The organism is Stenotrophomonas sp. AGC87, from assembly GCF_057333975.1.
The window spans coordinates 41,552-62,262 of record NZ_JBHFHW010000004.1 but is presented as its reverse complement, the minus strand read 5'-3'; the positions used below and the strand labels follow the sequence as shown (position 1 = coordinate 62,262).

General features: G+C 67.6%; 20 protein-coding genes and 1 pseudogene. 12 read left to right on the top strand and 9 right to left on the bottom strand.

Annotation, left to right across the window (positions count from 1 at the left end; all coding sequences use genetic code 11):
- Positions 1-279 precede the first annotated feature (279 nt).
- The 4 genes from imuA (at position 280) to ACE026_RS01195 (ending at position 6,038) form a co-directional block, all read left to right on the top strand.
- A complete protein-coding gene (gene imuA / locus ACE026_RS01210; protein ID WP_486037238.1) occupies positions 280-897 on the top strand; it encodes a translesion DNA synthesis-associated protein ImuA in 618 nt (205 codons plus the stop codon).
- A gap of 9 nt (positions 898-906) precedes the next feature.
- Positions 907-2,322: a Y-family DNA polymerase gene (locus tag ACE026_RS01205; protein ID WP_486037236.1), complete on the top strand. Its 1,416-nt coding sequence runs from the start codon at positions 907-909 to the stop codon at positions 2,320-2,322.
- A complete protein-coding gene (locus ACE026_RS01200) occupies positions 2,319-5,420 on the top strand; it encodes an error-prone DNA polymerase (RefSeq protein ID WP_486037234.1) in 3,102 nt (1,033 codons plus the stop codon). Before ACE026_RS01205 ends, ACE026_RS01200 begins: the two co-directional genes overlap by 4 nt.
- 111 nt (positions 5,421-5,531) lie before the next feature.
- On the top strand, positions 5,532-6,038 hold the full coding sequence (locus ACE026_RS01195; protein WP_486037671.1) for a hypothetical protein: 507 nt from the start codon (positions 5,532-5,534) through the stop codon (positions 6,036-6,038).
- 2 nt (positions 6,039-6,040) lie between these two features.
- Here ACE026_RS01195 and ptsJ read toward each other — a convergent pair whose 3' ends face one another.
- A complete protein-coding gene (gene ptsJ, locus ACE026_RS01190) occupies positions 6,041-7,333 on the bottom strand; it encodes a MocR-like B6 salvage transcription factor PtsJ (protein WP_486037232.1) in 1,293 nt (430 codons plus the stop codon).
- An 88-nt stretch (positions 7,334-7,421) separates the two neighbouring features.
- On the opposite strand from ptsJ, the gene ACE026_RS01185 reads away from it, so the two are divergent.
- The 3 genes from ACE026_RS01185 (at position 7,422) to ACE026_RS01175 (ending at position 8,648) form a co-directional block, all read left to right on the top strand.
- Positions 7,422-8,189 (top strand): YggS family pyridoxal phosphate-dependent enzyme, encoded by a 768-nt coding sequence (locus tag ACE026_RS01185; RefSeq protein WP_486037230.1) that lies wholly within the window; start codon positions 7,422-7,424, stop codon positions 8,187-8,189.
- Positions 8,186-8,422 (top strand): hypothetical protein, encoded by a 237-nt coding sequence (locus tag ACE026_RS01180; protein ID WP_486037228.1) that lies wholly within the window; start codon positions 8,186-8,188, stop codon positions 8,420-8,422. Before ACE026_RS01185 ends, ACE026_RS01180 begins: the two co-directional genes overlap by 4 nt.
- 70 nt (positions 8,423-8,492) lie before the next feature.
- Complete coding sequence (locus tag ACE026_RS01175; protein ID WP_167390404.1) at positions 8,493-8,648, top strand: hypothetical protein; 156 nt, start codon at positions 8,493-8,495, stop codon at positions 8,646-8,648.
- Positions 8,649-8,748: 100 nt separating this feature from the next.
- Here ACE026_RS01175 and ACE026_RS01170 read toward each other — a convergent pair whose 3' ends face one another.
- Complete coding sequence (locus ACE026_RS01170) at positions 8,749-9,633, bottom strand: AraC family transcriptional regulator (RefSeq protein ID WP_486037226.1); 885 nt, start codon at positions 9,631-9,633, stop codon at positions 8,749-8,751.
- Positions 9,634-9,792: 159 nt separating this feature from the next.
- Here ACE026_RS01170 and ACE026_RS01165 point away from each other — a divergent pair, with 159 nt between their 5' ends.
- The 3 genes and pseudogenes from ACE026_RS01165 (at position 9,793) to ACE026_RS01155 (ending at position 12,502) form a co-directional block, all read left to right on the top strand.
- Complete coding sequence (locus tag ACE026_RS01165) at positions 9,793-10,863, top strand: aldo/keto reductase (RefSeq protein ID WP_486037224.1); 1,071 nt, start codon at positions 9,793-9,795, stop codon at positions 10,861-10,863.
- A gap of 18 nt (positions 10,864-10,881) precedes the next feature.
- Positions 10,882-11,087 (top strand): annotated as a pseudogene (locus ACE026_RS01160) (nuclear transport factor 2 family protein); the annotation flags it as partial.
- Positions 11,088-11,194: 107 nt separating this feature from the next.
- Positions 11,195-12,502: a chloride channel protein gene (locus ACE026_RS01155; RefSeq protein WP_486037222.1), complete on the top strand. Its 1,308-nt coding sequence runs from the start codon at positions 11,195-11,197 to the stop codon at positions 12,500-12,502.
- Between the two features lie 13 nt (positions 12,503-12,515).
- On the opposite strand, the gene acuI is transcribed toward ACE026_RS01155, so the two are convergent.
- Entirely contained in the window at positions 12,516-13,502 is a 987-nt protein-coding gene (gene acuI, locus ACE026_RS01150) for an acrylyl-CoA reductase (NADPH) (RefSeq protein WP_486037220.1), read from the bottom strand.
- Positions 13,503-13,588: 86 nt separating this feature from the next.
- On the bottom strand, positions 13,589-14,233 hold the full coding sequence (locus ACE026_RS01145; protein ID WP_486037218.1) for a TetR/AcrR family transcriptional regulator: 645 nt from the start codon (positions 14,231-14,233) through the stop codon (positions 13,589-13,591).
- 129 nt (positions 14,234-14,362) lie between these two features.
- On the opposite strand from ACE026_RS01145, the gene ACE026_RS01140 reads away from it, so the two are divergent.
- Both ACE026_RS01140 and ACE026_RS01135 read left to right on the top strand, forming a co-directional pair.
- The gene (locus tag ACE026_RS01140) at positions 14,363-16,645 is read left to right on the top strand and encodes a TonB-dependent receptor (RefSeq protein ID WP_486037216.1); all 2,283 of its coding nucleotides are present in this window, start codon (positions 14,363-14,365) and stop codon (positions 16,643-16,645) included.
- Positions 16,646-16,662: 17 nt separating this feature from the next.
- The gene (locus tag ACE026_RS01135; protein ID WP_486037214.1) at positions 16,663-17,577 is read left to right on the top strand and encodes a tyrosine-protein phosphatase; all 915 of its coding nucleotides are present in this window, start codon (positions 16,663-16,665) and stop codon (positions 17,575-17,577) included.
- A 92-nt stretch (positions 17,578-17,669) separates the two neighbouring features.
- Here the strand turns inward: ACE026_RS01135 and ACE026_RS01130 are convergent, their stop codons facing one another.
- From ACE026_RS01130 to ACE026_RS01110, 5 genes are all read right to left on the bottom strand, one after another.
- The gene (locus tag ACE026_RS01130; protein ID WP_486037212.1) at positions 17,670-18,482 is read right to left on the bottom strand and encodes a S1 family peptidase; all 813 of its coding nucleotides are present in this window, start codon (positions 18,480-18,482) and stop codon (positions 17,670-17,672) included.
- 61 nt (positions 18,483-18,543) lie between these two features.
- Positions 18,544-18,717, bottom strand: coding sequence for a hypothetical protein (locus tag ACE026_RS01125; protein ID WP_486037211.1), 174 nt, complete (start codon positions 18,715-18,717; stop codon positions 18,544-18,546).
- Between the two features lie 22 nt (positions 18,718-18,739).
- On the bottom strand, positions 18,740-19,420 hold the full coding sequence (locus tag ACE026_RS01120; RefSeq protein ID WP_486037209.1) for a hypothetical protein: 681 nt from the start codon (positions 19,418-19,420) through the stop codon (positions 18,740-18,742).
- A 156-nt stretch (positions 19,421-19,576) separates the two neighbouring features.
- Positions 19,577-19,846, bottom strand: a complete 270-nt coding sequence (locus tag ACE026_RS01115) for a hypothetical protein (RefSeq protein WP_121037094.1) — start codon at positions 19,844-19,846, stop codon at positions 19,577-19,579.
- 258 nt (positions 19,847-20,104) lie between these two features.
- Complete coding sequence (locus ACE026_RS01110; RefSeq protein ID WP_486037206.1) at positions 20,105-20,686, bottom strand: TetR/AcrR family transcriptional regulator; 582 nt, start codon at positions 20,684-20,686, stop codon at positions 20,105-20,107.
- Positions 20,687-20,711: the final 25 nt, after the last annotated feature.

Below are 20,711 nucleotides of genomic sequence, written 5' to 3'. Positions count from 1 at the left end.
CCGCCCCCCCCCCGGCAGCCGTTGGAGATCCACGCCATGCGTGGATGCCCTCCATCACGCGCGTGGCCATCCCATCTGGCGCGCTGCCATTCCGCTCTCCTGAAGCATTCATCACCCTCAACCGGTTCGGAATCCAGCCGCCGAATTCGTTAGCATTTTTACTAATTGCAGGTAGGATTGTCGGTCTCAGCCTTTGACACGCGTGCTGCCGATACTCGCCGCCATGCCCTTGTTTCCTGCCCGTTTCCGCCTGCTCCAGCCCTGCCGGGAGGCCCGCTGATGGGCGCCGTGCTGGCCCTGGACCGGCTGCTGGAAACCCGCCGGGTCTGGCGGGGGCAGCCGCGTGCGGCCTTCCCGGAGGTGGCCCCGCACCCGACCGGCCACCCGGCGCTGGATGCCCGCCTGCCGGGCGGCGGCTGGCCGCCCTCGGCGCTGTCGGAGGTGCTGCTGGCCTCGCCCGGGGTCGGTGAGCTGGCCCTGGTCTGGCCGACGCTGGCGCGGCTGAGCCAGCAACAGCAGATCGTGGTGCTGATCGCCCCGCCGCACCTGCCGCATGCCCCAGCCTGGGCCCGCGCCGGGCTGGCACTGAACCAGGTGCAGGTGGTCCAGGCCAGCCCGCGCGATGCGTTGTGGGCCGCCGAGCAATGCCTGCGCTCGGCCGCGTGCGCGGCGGTGCTGTGCTGGCCGCAGCAGGCCGATGACCGGGCGCTGCGCCGGCTGCAGGTGGCGGCCGAAACCGGCCAGTGCCTGGGCTTTTCCTTCCGCGATGCCCGGCACGCGCGCAATCCCTCCCCGGCCGCGCTGCGCCTGCAGCTCGACGATGGCCAGGTGCGTGTCCTCAAATGCCGTGGCGGGCTGGCACCGGCCCAGCCGTTGCCGCTGGCCGTGGCCCATTGAGCGGCCGCCGTGGACTGGGCCTGCCTGCTGCTGCCGCACCTGGCGCTGGATGCCGCGCTGCGCCAGCAACCGGACCCGGCCGCGCCGCTGGTGCTGGTCACCGGCCCGGCGCAGCGGCGCGTGCTGCATGCGGTCAGTCCCTCGGCCCGGCAGCTCGGGCTGCGCCGCGGCATGCTGCTCTCGGCCGCGCAGGTGCTCACCCGCGACATGCTCACCGTGGAGTACGACCCGCGCGCCGAACAGGCCACCCGCCAGTTGCTGGCCAGTTGGCTGTATGGCATCAGCTCGCAGGTCAGCCTGGATTTCCCGCACGCGTTGGCACTGGAGATCCGGGCCAGCCGCGCGCTGTTCGGTGATTGGCCCAAGGTCGAGCAGCGGCTCAGCCGTGGCCTGACCGAACTGGGTTTCCGGCATCGGCTGGTGGCCGCACCGAATCCGCATGCCGCCAGCGCGCTGGCCCGCGTGCATGGCCGGCTCGGCGTGGATGCACATCAGTTGGATGCCGCACTGGCCCAGGTGCCGATCGAACGCAGCGGGTTGCCGGCCGAGGCGGTCACAGTGCTGGCGCGCTCGGGGTTGCGCACGCTGGGCGCAGCGTTCGGCCTGCCGCGCGAGAGCCTGGCCCGGCGCTTTCCGCCGCAGGTGCTGGCGCATCTGGATGCGCTGCGCGGGATCAGCACGCCGCCGCTGCGCTATTTCCAGCCGCCGGACCGCTTCGATGCCCGCATCGAGTTCGAGTACGAGGTCGAGTCCACCCAAGCCATGCTGTTCCCGTTGCGGCGCCTGACTGCCGATCTGGCCGCATTCCTGTGCTCACGCGATGGCGGCGTGCTGCAGTTCGATCTGTGGTTCGAACACGAACACCACCCCGATACGCGCCTCTCGATCGGCCTGCTCGCGCCCGAGCGCGAACCGGCGATGCTGTTCGAGCTGGCTCGCAACCGCGTGGATCACCTGCAGTTGCCCGCCGGCAGCCGCGGCCTGCGCCTGCAGGCCGAGCAACTGCCGCCGTTCGTGCCGGCCGCGCGCGATCTGTTCGACCCGCGCCCGCAGCAGGCCATGCCGTGGGAGCAGCTGCGCGAGCGTCTTCGCGCCCGGCTCGGCGATGACGCCGTGCAGGGGCTGGGGCTGCGTGCCGACCATCGGCCCGAACGCGCGACCGGTGACGCCCAAGGCGCGCCCAAGCCCCCGCCCCCGGTGCTGCCGATGCGCCCGGGCTGGCTGCTGGCCCAGCCGCAGGCGCTGCAGGATGCGCATCTGCGCATTCTGTCCGGGCCGGAGCGGATCGAATCGGGCTGGTGGGATGCCGGCGACATCCGCCGCGACTATTACGTCATCGAAACGACGCAAGGCCAGCGCGGCTGGGCGTATACCGCCGCTGATGCACGCAGCGGACCGTTCATGCTGCACGGCTGGTTCGCATGAGCGCACCGCTGCCCGGATACGCCGAGCTGCATTGCCTGTCGGCCTTCAGTTTCCAGCGCGGTGCGTCCATCGCCGAGGAGTTGTTCGCGCGTGCCAAGGGCCAGGGCTATCACGCGCTGGCGATCACCGATGAGTGCTCGCTGGCCGGCATCGTGCGCGCCTGGCAGGCCGCGAAGAAGCACGCACTGCCCCTGATCACCGGGGCCGAATTCCAGCTGGAGGACGGCCCGAAACTGGTGCTGCTGTGCACCGACCAGGGCAGCTACGCCGCGCTGTGCCAGTTGATCACGACCTGCCGCCGGCGCGCGCCCAAGGGCGAGTACCGCTGCCTGCACAGCGACATGGAACAACTGCATGCGGGCCTGCTGTGCCTGTGGGCAGACCCTGCCCCGGGCATCGAGGATGCGCAGTGGCTGCAGGCCTGCTTTCCGCAGCGGCTGTGGCTGGCAGTCGAGTTGCACCGCGAGGCCGACGACCGCGCGCGCCTGCAGCGCCTGCGTCGTTTCGGCCGCGACCAGGGCATTCCACTGGTGGCCAGCGGCGATGTGCACATGCACGTGCGCCGCCGCCGCGCGCTGCAGGACACCCTCACCGCGATCGGCCACCACTGCACGCTCGGCGAAGCCGGCTGGCGCCTGTTCCCCAACGGGGAGCGCCACCTGCGTACCCGCCAGGCCCTGGCCACGCTGTACCCGCCCGAGCTGCTGGCCGAGACCCTGCGCATCGCCGAGCGCTGCCACTTCGATCTCAAGCAGCTGCAGTACACCTACCCGCGCGAGCTGGTGCCGGCCGGCCACGATCCGGCCAGCTGGCTGCGGGTGCTGGTGGAAGAAGGCATGCAATGGCGTTGGCCAGCGGGCGAGACGCCCCAGCAGCGCCACCAGATCGAACACGAACTGGCGCTGATCCACACCAAACAGTACGAGTCCTACTTCCTGACCGTGCACGACATCGTGCGCTTCGCGCGCCGCCAGCAGATCCTCTGCCAAGGCCGCGGCTCGGCCGCCAATTCCTCGGTGTGCTACGTGCTGGGCGTGACCGAGATCGACCCCAGCGAGATGGCGCTGCTGTTCGAGCGCTTCATCTCCGCCGAGCGCGACGAGCCGCCGGACATCGACATCGACTTCGAACACGAACGCCGCGAGGAAGTGCTGCAGTACGTGTTCAACCGCTACGGCCGCGAACGCGCCGCCTTGACTGCCGTGGCGATCAGCTACCGGGGCCGCAGCGCGGTGCGCGATGTGGCGCGGGTGCTGGGCCTGTCGCCGGACCAGGTCAACGAGCTGGCCGCCTGCCTGGACCGCTGGAGCAGCCACGAGCCGCTGCCCGAGGCATTGCGTGAGCGCGGCTTCGATCCAGAGACCCCGCTGATGCGGCGGGTGGTGGCGCTGACCGCCGAACTGGTGGACTTCCCGCGCCACCTGTCCCAGCACCCGGGCGGTTTCGTGATTTCCGAACACCCCCTGTCCACGATGGTGCCGGTGGAAAACGCGGCCATGGACAACCGCACCGTGATCCAGTGGGACAAGGACGATCTGGATGTCACCGGGCTGATGAAGGTGGACTGCCTGGCACTGGGCATGCTCACCGCCGTGCGCAAATGCCTGGCGATGCTGGAAGCGCATGGCGGACCGCCGATGACCATGGCGAAGATTCCCCAGGGCGATGAGCCCACCTACGACATGATCTGCCGCGCCGACACCCTGGGCGTGTTCCAGATCGAGTCGCGCGCGCAGATGGCGATGCTGCCGCGCATGCAGCCGCGCTGTTTCTACGATCTGGTGATCGAAGTGGCCATCGTGCGCCCCGGCCCGATCCAGGGCGACATGGTCCACCCATATCTGAATCGACGGAAGAAGCTCAAGGAAGAAGGCATCGAGGAGATCGACTATCCGCCCGAGCTGGAGAAGGTCTTCAAACGCACCCTCGGCGTGCCGTTGTTCCAGGAACAGGTGATGCAGCTGGCGGTCGCCGCCGCCGGCTTCAGCCCCGGGCAGGCCGACGCACTGCGCCGCTCGATGGCCGCGTGGAAGCGCCACGGCGGGCTGGAGCCGCACCGCGACAAGCTGCTCGCCGGCATGGCGGCCAACAATTACAGCCGCGAATACGGCGAGCGCCTGTTCGAGCAGATCAAAGGGTTCGGCAGTTATGGCTTCCCGGAAAGCCATGCGGCCAGCTTCGCGCTGATCACCTATGTCAGCTGCTGGCTCAAGTGCCATCACCCCTCCGCATTCGCCGCCAGCCTGATCAACAGCCAGCCGCTGGGGTTCTATACCCCGGACCAGATCCTGCAGGACGCGCGCCGCCATGGCGTGCCGGTGCTGCCGGTGGATGTGCGCTATAGCGACTGGGACTGCACGCTGGTATCGCCCACCTCGCCGGGCCGGCCATTCGGCATCCGTCTGGGCCTGCGCCTGGTCGATGGCTTCAGCGAGGCCGTCGCCACCGGCGTGGTGCAGGCACGCCACCGTTCGCCCTTCGAGAGCGTGGCCGACCTGAGCCAGCGCGCGCAGCTGGACCGTCGCCATCAGGGTTTGCTGGCCGATGCCGGTGCACTCAAGGGCTTGAGCGGCCATCGCCATCGTGCGCGCTGGGACGTCTCCGGCGTAGAAAAGCCGCTGCCGCTGTTCGAATCTGCCGGCGCCACTGCCGAAGCCGCCGTCCCGCTGCCGCTGCCCAGCGCCTTCGAGGACATGCAGGCCGACTACAACACCACCGGCACCACGCTGGGCAGGCATATGGTCTCCTTCATCCGCAGCCAGCTGCGCCAACGCCGCTGCCACCGCTCCGACGAACTGGCCGCCTTGCCGCACGGGCGCAGCGTGCGGTTTGCCGGGCTGGTGCGCATGCGCCAGCGCCCGCAGACCGCCAGCGGGGTCACCTTCCTCACCCTGGAAGACGAATGCGGCATGGTCAACGCCGTGGTCTGGCGCAAAATCGCCGACCGCCAGCATCGCGTGCTGGTTGAAGCGCAACTGATGCAGATCGATGGCCGGCTCGAACGCGTGGACGGTGTGCAGCACCTGATCGTCGGCCAGATGCACAACATCGACACCCTGATCGACGGCGTGCGCACCCACAGCCGGGATTTCCGCTGAGCCATCCCGTGACCAACATCACGCTCTGAATGTAATTCCAGACTTTTCCGACTGGTGTCGTGAATGGCCTATCCGGTATGGTCGCAGCCTTCCAAGGATCCGGAGAACCACATGTCGCGCGCGCTGACCGTCACCACGCTGGTCGTCTCCAGCCTCGCCCTGATCGTTTCCGGTTGGACCGCGCTGCGCCTGCACCAGAGCCAGTCCGATGAGCGTGTCATCACCGCCCGCGGCCTGGTGATCCGCGATGCCAGTGGCCAGGCGCGGGTGATTCTCGGCGCCCCCGTCCCCGATCCGCTCACCAAGGGCGTCACCCAGGGGCCGCGCGCGTCACCGCTGTCAGGCCTGATCCTGCTGGGCGCCGATGGCTCCGAGCGGGGCGGCTACGGCACCGCCGATGTCGGCGACGAGGCCATCCTCACCCTGGACGATGCCACCGGCACCACCGAGGTGTTCAAGGTCACCGCCAACCCGGATCGCGGCGCCACCCTGGTGGTCAAGCACCAGAACAGCACCGGCGCGATGCTGACCTCCTGGCAGGGCAAACCGGAACTGATCTTCCTCAACGACGACGAACAGACGCACTACGTCAGCCCGAACGCCGCCGCTGCGCCCTGAGCTCAAGCCGCCAACGCGTCGCGCAGATCCTTGGCGAAGCGCCTTGCATCGGTGGTGGTCAGCGTGGCCGTGGTGATCCGCAGCCCGTGCACCGGCGCATGGACCGAAAACACCTCGCCCCCGCGCACCTGCCAGCCGCGCTGGGCCAAGGCCATCACCAGCGGCTGGCTGTCGCGCGCCAGCGGCAGCCACAGGTTCAGACCGTCCATCTGCGCGCCCACCGCGATGCCTTCCTCCTGCAGCGCCTGCCGCAGCAGCTCCCGGCGCGCCACGTAATCGTCCCCGGCCCGCTTCATCCGCGCCGCCACCCGCGAAGACCCCAGCGCTGCGGCGGCCGCGTCCTGCAACAGATGGCTGACCCAACCGGTGCCCGGCGCCATCCGCAGGCGCAGCCGTGCCGCGGTGTCGGCATCACAGCCGATCAACGCCAGGCGCAGGTCCGGCCCCAATGACTTGGACAGCGAGCGCAGCAGCGCCCAGCGCCGGGTCGTTGGCGGAATCACGGCGTGATACGGCTGCCGGGACAACCATGCGAAATGGTCATCGACCAGCACCAGTACCTGCGGATAGCGTTCCAGCACCTGGCGCAGGGCCCGCGCACGGCGCCGGCTGAGGCTGGCACCGGTCGGGTTGTGCGCACGTGGCGTCAGCAGCACCGCCCGTGCGCCTGCGGCCAAGGCCTGTTCCAGCGCCTCGACCTGCATGCCTTCATCGTCGATCGCCACCGCCAGCGCTTCGTAACCGGCGGCCCGCAGCGTGTTGAGGCTGCCAAGGAAGCACGGGTTTTCCACCGCCACCGGATCCCCCGCCAGCAACCAGCACGCCAGCACCCGTTCGATCGCATCCACCGCGCCGTGCGCCAGTTCCAGCACATACCCGGTTGGGCAATCGCCGGCCAGTTGTTGATGCGCGAGAGTGGCCAACGCCGGATCGATGGTCGGTGCGCCATACAACCGGGGCGGCCGCGCCGGCAGCAGTGCGCGCAGATCCGGCAGGCAGCGCGGGTCCGGGTTGCCACTGGCCAGATCCTGCAGCGCCGAACCCGGCTGCGTGCCTTCCTGCGCACCCTGGCTGGGCCGCGCACTGACCACTGTGCCTCGCCGGCCCTGGGTGCGGGCCAGCCCTGCGGCATCCAGGCGCTTGTACGCGGACGCGACCGTGTTGCGGTTGATCCCCAGCGCGAGCGCAAGGTCGCGGACCGGCGGCAGCAGCTGCCCGGGTCCCAGCGCACCACTGAGCACCTGCTGGCGGATGCTCTCGAACACCGCACTGGCGGTCTGGCCGGTGATTTTCATTTTGTCCTATGCCAATATATCCATCGTCACGGGACAGTGTTGCACGTGCGCCGCCGCCGTGCAGCCGTCCCCGCTTCCGGAGCTCCCCATGCCCATCGCTGCCCCCACCTGGCCCCAGGCCACCACTGTCGACGAGATCCGCCACAACCTGGCGATGGTCCGCGAACGCATCGCCCGCGCCTGCGCACTGGCCGGCCGCGACCCGGCCAGCGTGCGCCTGCTGCCGGTCAGCAAGACCGTCGATGAAGCCCGCCTGCGCCTGGCGTGGGAGGCCGGCTGCCATGAGCTGGGCGAGAACAAGGTGCAGGAAGCCCAGCGCAAGGCCGCGGCGATGGCCGACCTGCCCGGCCTGCGCTGGTCGGTGATCGGCCACCTGCAGACCAACAAGGCACGTGACGTCGCACGCTTCGCCAGCGAGTTCCAGGCACTGGACAGCCTGCGCGTGGCACAGGCACTGGATCAGCGGCTGGAACTGGAGCAGCGCACGCTGGATGTGTTCGTGCAGGTCAACACGTCCGGCGAAGACAGCAAGTACGGCCTGGACCCGATCGAGGTCGCCGACTTCGTACAGCAATTGCCAGCGTTTCCGAATCTGCACGTGCGCGGGTTGATGACCCTGGCGGTGTTCTCCTCGGATCCGGAACAGGTGCGCCCGTGCTTTGCGCGCCTGCGCGAACTGCGCGACCGGCTGCGTCCCACCCTGCCGACGGGCATCAGCCTGGAGGAGCTCTCCATGGGCATGTCAGGTGATGTCGAGATCGCCATCGAAGAAGGCGCGACCGTGGTGCGCGTGGGCCAGGCCATCTTCGGCGCGCGTTCGACGCCGGACAGTGTCTACTGGCCGACCCCGACATGAGCGGCTATCGCCTGATCATCCATTGCCACGGCCAACGCTGGGGCCAGTTCGACAGCGAAGGCCCGCAGGCACATGAGCACCTCATCGCGCTGGCCGCCCGGCTGCCCGAAGCGGACGGCTTCGGCCTGCAATGGCAGCAGGTGGTCGGTGAGCAGCGGCTGCTGCACAGTGGCCCGGACGGACTGAAGGTGCTGAGCAGCGAGGCGGTCTATCGGGATATCCCTGCGCCATGAACGGGCGCACCCCGGGTTCACTTCAGAGCCCCCACCGCACGCCGATGCACCGGCCGACACCGGATGTGCCATGCTCGCCTCCGTTGCAACCCACCTGGAGAGCGTCGCCATGGCCAAAGGCCTGAACAAACAGAAAGAGCAGAAAAAGAAACCTGCCAAGACCGCCAAGGAAAAGAAGGCGGAAAAGAACGAAAAGAAGACCACCCGCGGTTTCGCCCCGGTCTGACCGACGGTCGCTCCGCTTACATCGCGGGCATCATGGGAGTGCGGCCACACCACGGTGTCCCGCAGCTCCTCCCGATGTCATCGCGCAAGCACCGGCACGCTCACCCCTCCGCCAACCTCAGCCGCTGCGCGTCCGTTGCCGGTGGCATGCCGAACAGCCGTGAGTAGTCCCGGCTGAACTGTGAGGGGCTCCCATAGCCCACCCGGTGGCCGGCATCGGCCGCATCCAGACCATCATTGACCATCAGCCGGCGCGCCTCCTGCATCCGCAACTGTGTGCGGAAGTCCAGCGGGCTCATCGCCGTGACCGCCTTGAAATGGGCATGGAAGCTCGAGCGACTCATGCCCGCAACGCGCGCCACCTCATCGGTACGCCAGACACCACTGAAATTCGCCCGGATCCACAGGATCGCGCGGGCAACCTGGCCGTGCCGGCTGTCGCCGCGGGTGATCGCGTGCAGCACGCTGCCGTTGGGGCCGGTCAACAGCCGATAGAGGATCTCGCGCAGCACCAGCGGCCCCAGCGCCTCGGCGTCGTCCGGTGAATCCAGCAAGCAGACCAGTCGCGTGGCGGCATCCAGCAGCCCGGGTGTCATCGTGTCGAGCGCCAGGCCCGCGGCGACCGCTGGCTCGCCGGCGGGCTGCGGATACTGCAGCGCCAGCTCGCCCAGCACCGCCGCATCGAGATCGACCTGAAGGCTCAGATACGGCTGCGTCGCGGTCGCCTCGATCACCGAGCCCATCACCGGCAGCCCGACCGACGCCACCAGATAACGGCTCGGATCGTAGTAGTAAACGCTCGACCCGAGCAGGGCACGCTTGCGGCCCTGGGCGACAAAGCACACGGTGGGCTCGTAGATCACCGGCATGGGCAGCGTCGCGGTGCTGCAACGGATCAGCTTCACCCCGGGCAGCCGGCACGCGAAGGTGCCGTCGCGCGGTGCATGCCGGGCGATGGCATCACGGAACAACGCGAGCGGGGCCATGCAGGTCTCCATGGGCGCGGCAGGACAGGTCGACATCGTCCGTCGTGTTTGTACGATCGTGCAAGCATGCCGGAGGACCCGGCTACCGGGTCAACGCGACGCGCCAGAACAATGGGCGCTCACGCAGGCACCGCCCTGCCCGCCCCGGAGATCCTTCGCATGACGTCCCCTGCCTCGCTTGATCACTACCGCCTGCTCGGCCGTTCCGGGCTGCGCGTCTCCCCCCTCTCGCTGGGCACGATGACCTTCGGCGCCGACTGGGGCTGGGGCGCCGATGACGCTGAAGCCCAGCGGATTTTCGATGCCTACGTCGACCGCGGCGGCAACTTCATCGATACCTCGGTCAACTACACCAACGGCGCCGCCGAACGCATCCTCGGCCGCTTCGCCAAGGCCCAGCGCGACCGGCTGGTGCTGGCCACCAAGTTCACCATGGCACGCGACCCGGCCAACATCAATGCCGGCGGCAACCACCGCTACAACTTGGTGCGCTCGGTGGAAGCCAGCCTGCGCCAGCTGGATACCGATCGCATCGATCTGCTGTACGTACACGCCTGGGACTTCACCACCCGCCCGGACGAAGTGATGCGCTCGCTGGACGATCTCGTCCGCGCCGGCAAGGTCCAGTATCTGGGCATCTGCAACACCCCGGCGTGGCGCGTCGCCGAACTGCAGACCCTGGCGGACCTGCGCGGCTGGTCGCCGTTGATCGCGCTGCAGATCGAGTACAGCCTGGTCGAACGCACCGTGGAGCACGAACTCATGCCCATGGCCCAGGCGATGGGTCTGGGGGTTCTGCCGTGGTCGCCACTGGGGGGTGGCATCCTGACCGGCAAGTACACCCGCGCCGATCTCTCCGACGAAAATGGTGCGGACGTGGCAAGCAGCCGCAAAGGGGTGATCGCCTCGATCGGCCATCTCAACGAGCGCGCGCTGGCCATCGCCGCAGTGGTGGGTGAGGTGGCGGAGGAACTGGGCGTGACGCGCTCGCAGGTGGCCATTGCCTGGACGCTGGCCAACCCCGCGGTGGTCTCGCCGATCATCGGCGCACGCACCGTGGCGCAGGCCGAAGACAATCTTGGCGCCCTCACCGTCGTGCTGAGCGAGGCGCATCTGGCCCGGTTGGATGAGGCCAGTGCACCGGCACCGATCTTCCCCGCCCGCTTCATCGGCCGGCCCATGGCCCAGCAGTTGATCTTCGGCACCGCCACGCTCAGCGGGCGGAGGTAAGCCATGGCAGCCTCTTCCCGACAGATCTGGGCGGACGGCGAGCACGTGATCATCCAGTGGACCGGCAACGCGGTGGCTCGGGAGGCGGGCCGTATCACAACGACTACGTCTGGATATTCCGGATGCGCGCAGGCAAGGCGGTCGACGTCACTGCCTTCCTCGACCTTGTTCCCTACGACGCTGTCCTCCGCCGCCTGCCCGGCACGGATACGCCCGGCACGTGATCGCGCAGCGTGCCTGCCCGGGCACCGCGCTGGCACCCGCGTTTGAAAGCGCAAACCGACAGATTGGGTGAAAAGGCCCGGCGAATCACCGTGGGATAATCCGCCCCATGACCTCACCAGACCCTCAACGCCCTCTCCTGTCCAGAGACGCGTGGAAGCGCCGTGCGGCCCTGTGGGGCGGTGCCGTGGCTGTCGCCCTGGTCGCGATCGTGTTTGCCAAGGCCAGCGATGCGGCCTTCCGGGTCTTCCAGTCGATCATCGCCCACTCGATCTGGTGGGCGCTGCTGCTTACGCCAACCGTGTTCGCGCTGTTGGCGTGGCTGACCAGTGGCGCGCTCAAGCCCACCCGCGGCAGCGGGATTCCGCAGGTGATCGCGGCCCTGGAGGTCCCGACGCCCACGTTCCGGCGTGACAATCTCTCGCTGGGCGTATCGGCAGGCAAACTCGCCTTGACCACGCTGTCGTTGCTCGGGGGCGCCTCGGTGGGCCGGGAGGGCCCTACCGTGCACGTCGGTGCCAGCGTCATGTACATGTTCGGGCGATGGTTCGGGTTCCGCGATCCGAAAGAGCTGTCCCACTTTCTGCTCGCCGGCGGCGCAGCCGGCATCGCGGCGGCCTTCAACACCCCGCTGGCGGGCATCGTGTTTGCCATCGAAGAACTCAGCGGCCGCTTCGAGCACCGCTTCTCCGGCACGCTGCTCACCGCCGTCATCGTGGGTGGCGTGGTGTCGCTGGGCCTGCTCGGCAACTACACGTACTTCGGCAAGGTGACTGCCACGTTGCCGCTGGGGCAGGCCTGGCTGGCGATCGTGCTGTGCGGCACCGTCGCGGGGTTGCTTGGCGGCCTGTTCGCCAAAGCCGTGCTGCTGACCATGGAAGGCAGACCACGCTGGCTGGGCACGCTGCGCCAGCGCCATCCGGTCCTGCTGGCGGCGCTGTGCGGGCTCGCCCTGGTGCTGCTGGGCGCAGCGTTTGGCGCAGGGGCCTTCGGCACCGGCTACGAGCAGGCCAAGGGACTGGTGCAGGGAGCGCCCTCGGTGGGTCACGAGTTCGGCCTGATGAAGCTTGTCGCCAATCTGGTCTCCTACGTCGCCGGTATTCCCGGCGGCCTGTTCTCGCCCGCCCTGGCCGTCGGCGCCGGGCTCGGCCACAACCTCGCCGCCCTCATGCCTTCGGTCGATGAACGCATCTTCGTGCTGCTGGGGATGTGTGCCTACCTGACCGGCGTGACCCAGGCACCGTTGACCTCGGCGGTCATCTCGCTGGAGCTGACCGACAGCAGCGATATGCTGCTGCCCATTCTGGCCACCGTGCTGATCGCGCGTGGCGTCTCCGGCCTCGTGTGCCGCGTGCCGATCTACAAGGCCATGGCCGAACAGCTGGTCAAGCAGCTGCCGGGCCCCCACCCGCCTTAGTGCCGCGACAGGATCATGCGTTGACGTCGACCACGGTGCGGCCCTGCACACGCCCCTGCAGCACCTGGTCGGCCAGCGCCGGCACCTCGGCCAGACCGATCATCTGCGTGGTGCGCGCCAGCTTGCCCAGGTCCAGATCGGCAGCCAGGCGCGTCCAGGCCTGCTCGCGCGCGGCGTAAGGCGCGTTGACCGAATCGATGCCGGCGAGCGTCACGTTGCGCAGGATGAAAGGCAGCACCGAACCCGGCAGATCCGCACCCTGGGCCAATCCGAAGGCCGCCACCACGCCGCGATAGCGCGTCTGCGCCAGCACATTGGCCAGCGTGTGGCTGCCCACCGCGTCGATCGCACCGGCCCAGCGTTCCTTGGCGATCGGTGCACCTGGCGCGGACAGGGTCGCCCGATCGATGATCTCGGCCGCACCCAGCGCCTTGAGATACGCGGACTCCTCCAGCCGGCCCGTCGATGCAACCACCCGATAGCCCAGCGTGGACAGCAGTGCGATCGCGATGGAGCCGGCGCCGCCGTTGGCCCCGGTGACCAGGATATCGCCGTGATCGGGACTCACCCCGCCGTGCTCGAGCGCCAGTACCGAGAGCATCGCGGTGTAGCCGGCGGTACCGACCGCCATCGCATCGCGGCTGGAAAATGCCGCTGGAATCTTCACCAGCCACTCGCCGGGCACACGCGCCTTCTGCGCATAGCCCCCGTGGTGGGTCTGGCTCAAGCCCCAGCCGTTGACCAGCACGCGATCGCCTGGCGCAAAACCCGGGTGGGTGGATGTTTCAACCACACCGGCCAGATCGATACCGGGAATCAGCGGAAACGTGCGGATCACCGGCGAGCGCCCGCTCAGCGCAAGGGCGTCCTTGTAATTCACCGTGGAGTACTCCACGGCAACGGTGACGTCGCCGGGCATCAGATCCTGCTCGGTCAGCGGGACGACACCGGCCGTGATGGTATCGCCGGTCTTGGTCGCAAGGAGGGCGTTGAAGGACATGGGATCTCCGGTTCCTGTGCATGAGGGACAGTGCAGACAGGACCAGTGTGCGCACCTGGCCGTACCGACGCGTTAAATCGCTGCGCTTACTCCCCCAGCACGGTTGCGATCGTGGCTGCCAGCAGCGCCCGCACCGTGTCGGCGGCCACATCCGGATCGCGTACCGCGCGCATCGCCAGGCCCTCCACCAGCAGCCGCATCAACAACGTGCGGCGTTCCAGGTCGGTGTCTTCGGGCGTGCGGCCGCGCGCGATGTCGTGCTGCCGCAACCACGCGGCGATCGCCGCACTGGTCTTCCTGTCGTGCCGGCGCAGCACCTCGGCAATCACCGGATCGCGATGCGCTTCAGCGGTGATCTCCGCATACAGCGCCACATTGGCGATGGCATTGCCACGGGTTTCCAGCGTTTCGCCCCGCGCCCACAGCTGATAGCAGCGCAGCAGCCCGTCGACCAGATCGGCCGCCGCCGGCATATGGCCGATCGCGTCCTGGTCGTAGGCGAGCTGCCGTTCGATCAAGGCCAGGATCAGCGCGCGCTTGTTCTCGAAGTAGCGGTACATCAGGCCCTGGCTGATCTCCGCCTCCGCGGCGATATCGCTGATCGAGCCGGCATGGAAACCACGGGCGATGAAGCAGCGCTGCGCGGCGTCCAGGATCCGCTGGCGCTGCGCTTCGGCACGCGCCGCTGCAGCGTCTTCGGCGGGGGCGCCGGATAGGGGAGTAAGCGTCATTGCTCGTCGTAGAGGGCGTCCAGTTGAGCACCGATGGTACGGCAAACCCGGGCATGAATGAACGGTCATTCATCTGTCATTTCGCACACCCAGACTGCGCCGGCCCCCTTCCTTCCGTGAACCCCGCCGATGCGCCACGCCCCGTTGCACCGTCACCTGTTAGCCCTCGCCATCGCCACCGCCCTGCCCGGCCTCGCCCTCGCCAACGACGCGGAGACAACCGGGACCGCCGATGCCGCCGCGCGCGATGTGGTCGCACTGGATCAGGTTGTCGTCACTGCCCAGAAGCGTGCGACGAATCTGCAGGACACCCCGATATCGGTCTCCGTGGTGGATGCCGAAGCGTTGAAGGACCGCAGCGCGATCTCGCTCGGCAGCTTGTCCGATGGCTCGATCCCGTCGCTGCGGGTCACCCCGTTCGCAACGCGCAGCTCGGCGCTGAATATCGGCATCCGCGGCATCGGAGCCTCCGGTGATGCCAACCAGCCCGCGCGCGATGCCGGTGTCGGCGTGTATGTCGATGGGGTGTTCATGGGCCGCGCACAGGGCCTGGGCAGCATGCTGTACGACGTGGAGCGCATCGAGGTGTTGAAGGGGCCGCAGGGCACTCTGTTCGGCCGCAACACCGAAGGCGGCGCGATCAGCATCGTCACCAAACAGCCCACCGGCGAGTTTGGCGGCAGCGTCAGTGCAGGCGTCTCCAACTACAGTGGCTACACCACGGGCCTGCATCTGGACCTGCCGAAGGTGGGCGATGTCAGCGTCAAGATCGATGCGGTGCAGGCCAAGCGCGGCGGCACCACCAACAACCCGATGCGCGGCGAGCACGACTTTAACAGCTACGACAAGCGCGGCGCACGCTTCAGCGCGCTGTGGCAGCCCAGCGAAGATTTCTCCGCGCTGTATGCGTTTGACCGCTCCTACGATGCCACCACGCCGTACCACACGCAGTTGTTGGTGCCCGGCGCCTATGTGAGCCCGCTGCAGAAGGCAGGCGCCAGTGAGGACCGACGCGATTCCGCGATCCTCGGTGGCCCGCAGGAAGACAACATCGGCCGCACCAGCGGCCACCTGCTCAACCTCGGTTGGACCCTGAGCGACAGCCTGGAACTGAAGTCGATCACCTCCTACCGTGAGCTGACCCAAGGTCAGTTCGACATGGGGCTGGTCGACGCAATCTCCGCCTACGGTGGCCCGAACACGCCCTTCGGCCGCTACAGCCTTGCCCAGGTCTACCAGCACCAGTACAGCCAGGAATTCCAGCTGATCGGCACCACCTCGCAGGTACAGTTCCTGGCCGGTGCCTTCTACTATCACGAAACCGCTGGCGACAACGCGCAGACGCCGAACATGCTGCTGTGGGGCCCGGGCGGCAACAGCTATACGCTCAACCCGGCCACCAACCCGCTGAACCTGGGCAACGTGCGCATCGACCGCGCCAGCAAGGCGTGGACCGACAGCCTGGGTATCTTCGGCCAGGCCACCTGGACGCCGGCCTCGCTCGAACGCCTGCACCTGACCGCCGGTGGCCGCTACACGCGCGACGACAAGAAGGGCAGCCTGTACATCGTCAATGGGGCGGCCAAGGATCTCGCCTTCGACGATGCGTGGGGCCGTTTCGACCCGATGGTGAACATCGCCTACGACCTGGGCGAGAACGCCATGGTGTATGCCAAATACAGTACCGGCTTCAAGGCGGGCGGCGCCAACTCGCGCTCCACCACCTATACCGCCTTCGCGCCCGAAGAAGTGACGGCGTTCGAGCTCGGCTTCAAGTCGCAGTTCTGGGACAACCGCGCGCGCCTGAACCTGGCCCTGTTCGATTCGAAGATCGAACACAAGCAGATGGATTTCTCGCTGCCATTCGATCCCAACAGCGGTGAAACCCGCACCACGATGGTCACCACCAACGCACTCAGCAATGGCACCTCACGCGGTGCGGAGCTGGAGTTCAACGTGATGCCGGTGGACAACTTCACCGTGGGGCTGAACTACGCCTACACCCGCATCGATGCGCAGAGCGCGGTCGACCCGTTCGGCGCCGGCGTGCAGGTCACGGTGCAGCCATTGCTGGCGCCGAAGAACGCCGGCAGCGTGTCGCTGGACTATCTGGTGCCGTTCGCCAACTTCTCCGCGCTGAAGTTCCACCTGGACGGCAACTGGTCCGATGGTTACTACACCAGCGAGTACGACCAGATGCTCACCGACAGTTCCTTCATCGTGAACGCCCGTGTTGCCCTGATCGACGTCCCCCTCAACAGCACGGGCTCGAGCATGGCCGTCTCGCTGTGGGCGCGCAACCTGCTGGACGAAGAACACCTGTTCTACAAGCTCAACAACGCCTCACTGGGCCAGAGCGGGATCTTCAATGACCCGCGCACCTACGGCCTGGACGTTACCGTCACCTTCTGATCGCCCTGGAGATCCCGATGCACCTTCGCCGCACCCACCTTGCCCTTGCCGTTGCCCTCAGCCTGCCGATGCTCGCTGGCGCCGGCCTCGCACTGGCCCGCTCGCCCAGCACCGATACCGCCGCCGCCGCGCCCGCCACCGCGGCAAGCACCAACGTGCAGCCGGTTGCCACCGATGCGCAGCGCGTCATCCCGCTGCAGGGCGCCTGGAACACGCGCACCTTTGCGGGCCTGCAAGGCACCCATGGGCCGATTCCGGCCAGTGCCTTCGTGCGCACCTCGGACCTGGGCCGCCTGACCCCCGCCGACCGCGACGCCCTGGTCGCTGCGGGCGTCACGCTGGATATCGACCTGCGTACCGCCGATGAGCAGGCGCAGTCGCCGGACCTGCTGGCCACCGACGCCCGCTTCGCCTACCAGCGCACCTCGCTGATGGGCACCGAGAAGATGGACCTGCAGAAAATGATGACCACCTTCCCCGACTCGCTGGGCGCGGCCTATGTGCAGTGGCTGGATCACAGCCAGCCGCAGTTCAAACAGGTCTTCCAGCGCATCGCGGCGGAGCGCGATGGCACCGTGCTGTTCCACTGCACCGCCGGCAAGGACCGCACCGGCATCATTGCCGGGCTGCTACTCGACCTGGCGGGGGTAACCCGGGCGGACATCGTGCACAACTATGCGATCTCCGCGCATTACCTCGAGGGCCAGCCCAAGGACAGCGCAATGAACGCGCAGATCATGGAACTGATCAAGCAGAACCCTGAGATCGGCAGGAAGATGGCCGGCATGGCTGGCACCGCGCCGGAGAACATGGAGATGTTTCTCGCCGCTCTGCATGCGCAGTACGGTGGTGCCGAGGGCTATCTGAAGTCCATCGGCGTCAGCGAGGCGGAGATCGATCAGTTGAAAATGCGGTTGGGTCAGGCGGGCTGATCTACCCAGCATGCCGCGTGTCGGCCACGGATGGCCCGCACGTGACGCACTGAAAGCGCAGCCCCCTGGATCGAATCGTCACCGGTCGCACGCTACGGCCCGGCCATCACGCGTTGAATCCAGTCCCGATAGTGGCTCACGCGCACGTTGCAGGTCACCTGACCATAGCGCCCGGGCCGGGCCGTCAGCACATTGCCCTGGACGACTTTCCACGACCCCTGCCCGGCCAGCAGCCATTGGCCATCGTGCTCGATGAGCACCGGCCCGCCACTGTCACCGTTGCCCAGCGCACCCTCGAGCGGCAGCGCTTCGGGTGGTGCATCGAAGACATAGCAGAGCCAGCGGTCGTAGGCACTGGTGATCCGGTTGAACCCGCGGCGAAGCTCGGTGCGGTTGGGGCCGTTGGGCGAATGCCCCGTAGCGCCGGTACCCGTGGCGCCCTTTCCCAGAATCTTCGCGATCTGACCGGCTTCGTCGCTGTCGCCGTAAAGGGCCACCGGCGCCACATCGGTGACCGGCGCCTTCAACCGGATCAGCGCAACATCATCGCCCGAGGCGAGAAACACCACGATGAGCATCGCCTCACCGCTGGCCATGGCCTGATCGATCAACGTCTGCGGCAGTGTCCTGTAGCCGGGATGGGTGACCACCTGCTCGACCTCCCGCGCAGTACCGTTGATCATCACCTGCTTGAGATCGGCCTGCATCGGCAGCGTGTGCGCGGCAGTCAGCACCCACTGCGGTGCGATCAACGCGCCGTGGCCCTCGCCGGGCATGTCCACGAGGGCGGGAAACTCGGTGGCGGAAACGCGGTACTGCGCATCATCCACGTCATGACGGACGACGATGGCATGGGCGCTCGAAGACACTGCGAGCAGCATCCCGATCAACAGAAATCCCTTCATTGGTGATGCCTTGTGAGGTTCAGACAGCGGGGTCCAGATGCCCTGCGACGCGCGGGTACCGTTACGGCTCCGGCCCGACGCGTTCGATCACCACCAGCAGCCGGAACAATGCCTGGTCCAGCGTCACCCCCACCTGGAGCCGGGTGAGTGGCTGCTGATCCGGCCGGATGGCTACGTGGCTGCTGTCGTCGTCGAGGGAAACATCAACGTGCTTGAAGCTCACTTCGAACGGCATGCACCGTGATGCGATGCGCCTCTCACTTGCCGGCAGGGCCAGCCCGGGTTCCCTCGTCGCCCTGCGCCGCCGCACGGCTCTTCGCGAACTCCGGGAAGGTCTCCGCTATCGATGCTTTGTCCGGCAGGACGTAGAACACCCCGCCCCGCTCGAATGTCGCCTGGATGACCTGCTCGTAGAACCCTGGCGACACATTGATGCAGCCATGGGTAACGCGGTTGTCGTCCGGCGAGGGCGATGCCAGACGTTCCACGCGCCTTTCGGCCGGGACGCCCATCGCCGTCGGGTGGATGGAGACGGCGGACTCGTAATCCACCCACAGCACGCGACCGGCATCGATCGACGGGCCGTAGCCGCCCACGAAGCGACCTGCAGGCGTCGTACGGTCCCGACCCGGAATCTCGCGAAGCGCAAGACCGGCAATACCGGGGGCCGTGTGGTCACCGGGGGCCGAGCCGAACAGCCCGGACGCCGCGCCGCGAAGCCGGCCCTCGCCATCGAAGACCAGCACCTGGGCAGCGGCCTTGTCCATGATTGCGAACGGATAGCCTTGGCTGTCCTTGGTGGCAACAACCCAGCCCGCGAGTTCGATCACGGTGTTGGATACTTCCTGGCCTGGCGGGAGTTCATCGACAGCGGCTGTCGGCTGCGCAGCCGCATCCTCGGCGTTTGCCACGCCGATGCTTGCCAGCGCCAGCGCCATGGTCAGTGCGCCGCGAAGGGCCAGGACTACGGGGTAAGAGTGCGTACGGATGGGACACTTCCTTGCAATGACGATTGCACGATCATCGACAACGGGTGGCCTGCGTAGGCCACCCGTTGTCGATTCAAACGTTGCTCACACACGGAGCACGAGCGATCAACCGCGTGGCTTGCGGCGGGGCGCCTGTTCGAGCTGCTGCACACGGCCTTCGATCTGATCCAGACGCTGGTTGGCCTGCTGCGCGGATTGATTGGCCGATTCGGCGCTCTGGGCCGCGCCCTGCACCTTCGTGTCGAGTTGATCAAGGCGTGAGTTGATCGTTGCGAACTCGTCCTTGTACGTGGCGCAGGAACTGAGGCCTACGGTAGCGATGATTGCCACAGCCAGCGTACGCGCCGTCGTCATTTGTTTTGTGGTCAGAAACATTGCAGTGCCTCCTTTGTCTGGGGTGTTCGGACTATAGCGGCCTTTTCACCAGCGCCATGACCGGCATTCAGTTGAAGCTGGGAGACGTAGAGGGAGCGTGATGATGGGCTGCCACCGGCGTGGTAAAAGACGCAGCGTCCGATTTTCAGGCCCGGTCAGGCGAACCAAGCAGTGAGGCCAGCGCGCGGCAACCTGCACGCTTTTTCATCACTGAGCGCACGCCACGTGCTGCGCTTTGCGGATCTGGGCCAGCACCCGTCAGCCGGTGGGCACACCAGGCAGCCGCGCCAGCACATCCGCCCGGCACACATCCAGGATCTCGTCCGCCAGCGGCGAGTCGTCCGGGCAGGACCTGGACAACACCATCGCGCCGACCGCCTGGGCCATCAACGCGATGCGCCGCGCACGTGCCTGTTCGGACGTGGGGCCGTCGGCATGCCCTTCCGGGTAGGGAGAGACGGCCAGCTGCGTCTCGATACCTGCCGCGAAGGCCGCCTTGACCGGATCCGGCTGACGCGCCGCGTCGGTGCACAGCGCCGACATGGTGCAGCCCTGCCCTAGCGCATCACGATGCTGACGGGACAGGTAGTAGCGCATGAAGCTCGCCAGGTCCATGTCGGCCGCGGCATCGGCCGATTTCGCCAGGCCGCAGCTCGCCGCCTCCGCCATCAGGTCGGCCTTGGAGCCGAAGTGCTTGTAGAAGCCGCCATGGGTAAAGCCCGCGGCCGCCATCAGGTCTGCCACGCCCACCCCGTCGTAGCCCCGCTCCCTGAAAAGCGTGGAGGCGGTGTCGACGATGTGCGCCCGGTTGGCCTGCGCCTGTGCCTTGGTGACCTTCATGACGGGTTGTCTCTTGACGTTCTGC

Excerpts from the sequence above, each read along its gene's own strand:
- imuA (WP_486037238.1), top strand. The coding sequence starts at position 280 with ATGGGCGCCGTGCTGGCCCTGGACCGGCTGCTGGAAACCCGCCGGGTC.
- ACE026_RS01200 (WP_486037234.1), top strand. The coding sequence starts at position 2,319 with ATGAGCGCACCGCTGCCCGGATACGCCGAGCTGCATTGCCTGTCGGCC.
- ACE026_RS01195 (WP_486037671.1), top strand. The coding sequence starts at position 5,532 with ATGTCGCGCGCGCTGACCGTCACCACGCTGGTCGTCTCCAGCCTCGCC.
- ptsJ (WP_486037232.1), bottom strand. The coding sequence starts at position 7,333 with ATGAAAATCACCGGCCAGACCGCCAGTGCGGTGTTCGAGAGCATCCGC.
- ACE026_RS01185 (WP_486037230.1), top strand. The coding sequence starts at position 7,422 with ATGCCCATCGCTGCCCCCACCTGGCCCCAGGCCACCACTGTCGACGAG.
- ACE026_RS01180 (WP_486037228.1), top strand. The coding sequence starts at position 8,186 with ATGAGCGGCTATCGCCTGATCATCCATTGCCACGGCCAACGCTGGGGC.
- ACE026_RS01175 (WP_167390404.1), top strand. The coding sequence starts at position 8,493 with ATGCTCGCCTCCGTTGCAACCCACCTGGAGAGCGTCGCCATGGCCAAA.
- ACE026_RS01170 (WP_486037226.1), bottom strand. The coding sequence starts at position 9,633 with ATGGCCCCGCTCGCGTTGTTCCGTGATGCCATCGCCCGGCATGCACCG.
- ACE026_RS01165 (WP_486037224.1), top strand. The coding sequence starts at position 9,793 with ATGACGTCCCCTGCCTCGCTTGATCACTACCGCCTGCTCGGCCGTTCC.
- ACE026_RS01155 (WP_486037222.1), top strand. The coding sequence starts at position 11,195 with ATGACCTCACCAGACCCTCAACGCCCTCTCCTGTCCAGAGACGCGTGG.
- acuI (WP_486037220.1), bottom strand. The coding sequence starts at position 13,502 with ATGTCCTTCAACGCCCTCCTTGCGACCAAGACCGGCGATACCATCACG.
- ACE026_RS01145 (WP_486037218.1), bottom strand. The coding sequence starts at position 14,233 with ATGACGCTTACTCCCCTATCCGGCGCCCCCGCCGAAGACGCTGCAGCG.
- ACE026_RS01140 (WP_486037216.1), top strand. The coding sequence starts at position 14,363 with ATGCGCCACGCCCCGTTGCACCGTCACCTGTTAGCCCTCGCCATCGCC.
- ACE026_RS01135 (WP_486037214.1), top strand. The coding sequence starts at position 16,663 with ATGCACCTTCGCCGCACCCACCTTGCCCTTGCCGTTGCCCTCAGCCTG.
- ACE026_RS01130 (WP_486037212.1), bottom strand. The coding sequence starts at position 18,482 with ATGAAGGGATTTCTGTTGATCGGGATGCTGCTCGCAGTGTCTTCGAGC.
- ACE026_RS01125 (WP_486037211.1), bottom strand. The coding sequence starts at position 18,717 with ATGCCGTTCGAAGTGAGCTTCAAGCACGTTGATGTTTCCCTCGACGAC.
- ACE026_RS01120 (WP_486037209.1), bottom strand. The coding sequence starts at position 19,420 with ATGGCGCTGGCGCTGGCAAGCATCGGCGTGGCAAACGCCGAGGATGCG.
- ACE026_RS01115 (WP_121037094.1), bottom strand. The coding sequence starts at position 19,846 with ATGTTTCTGACCACAAAACAAATGACGACGGCGCGTACGCTGGCTGTG.
- ACE026_RS01110 (WP_486037206.1), bottom strand. The coding sequence starts at position 20,686 with ATGAAGGTCACCAAGGCACAGGCGCAGGCCAACCGGGCGCACATCGTC.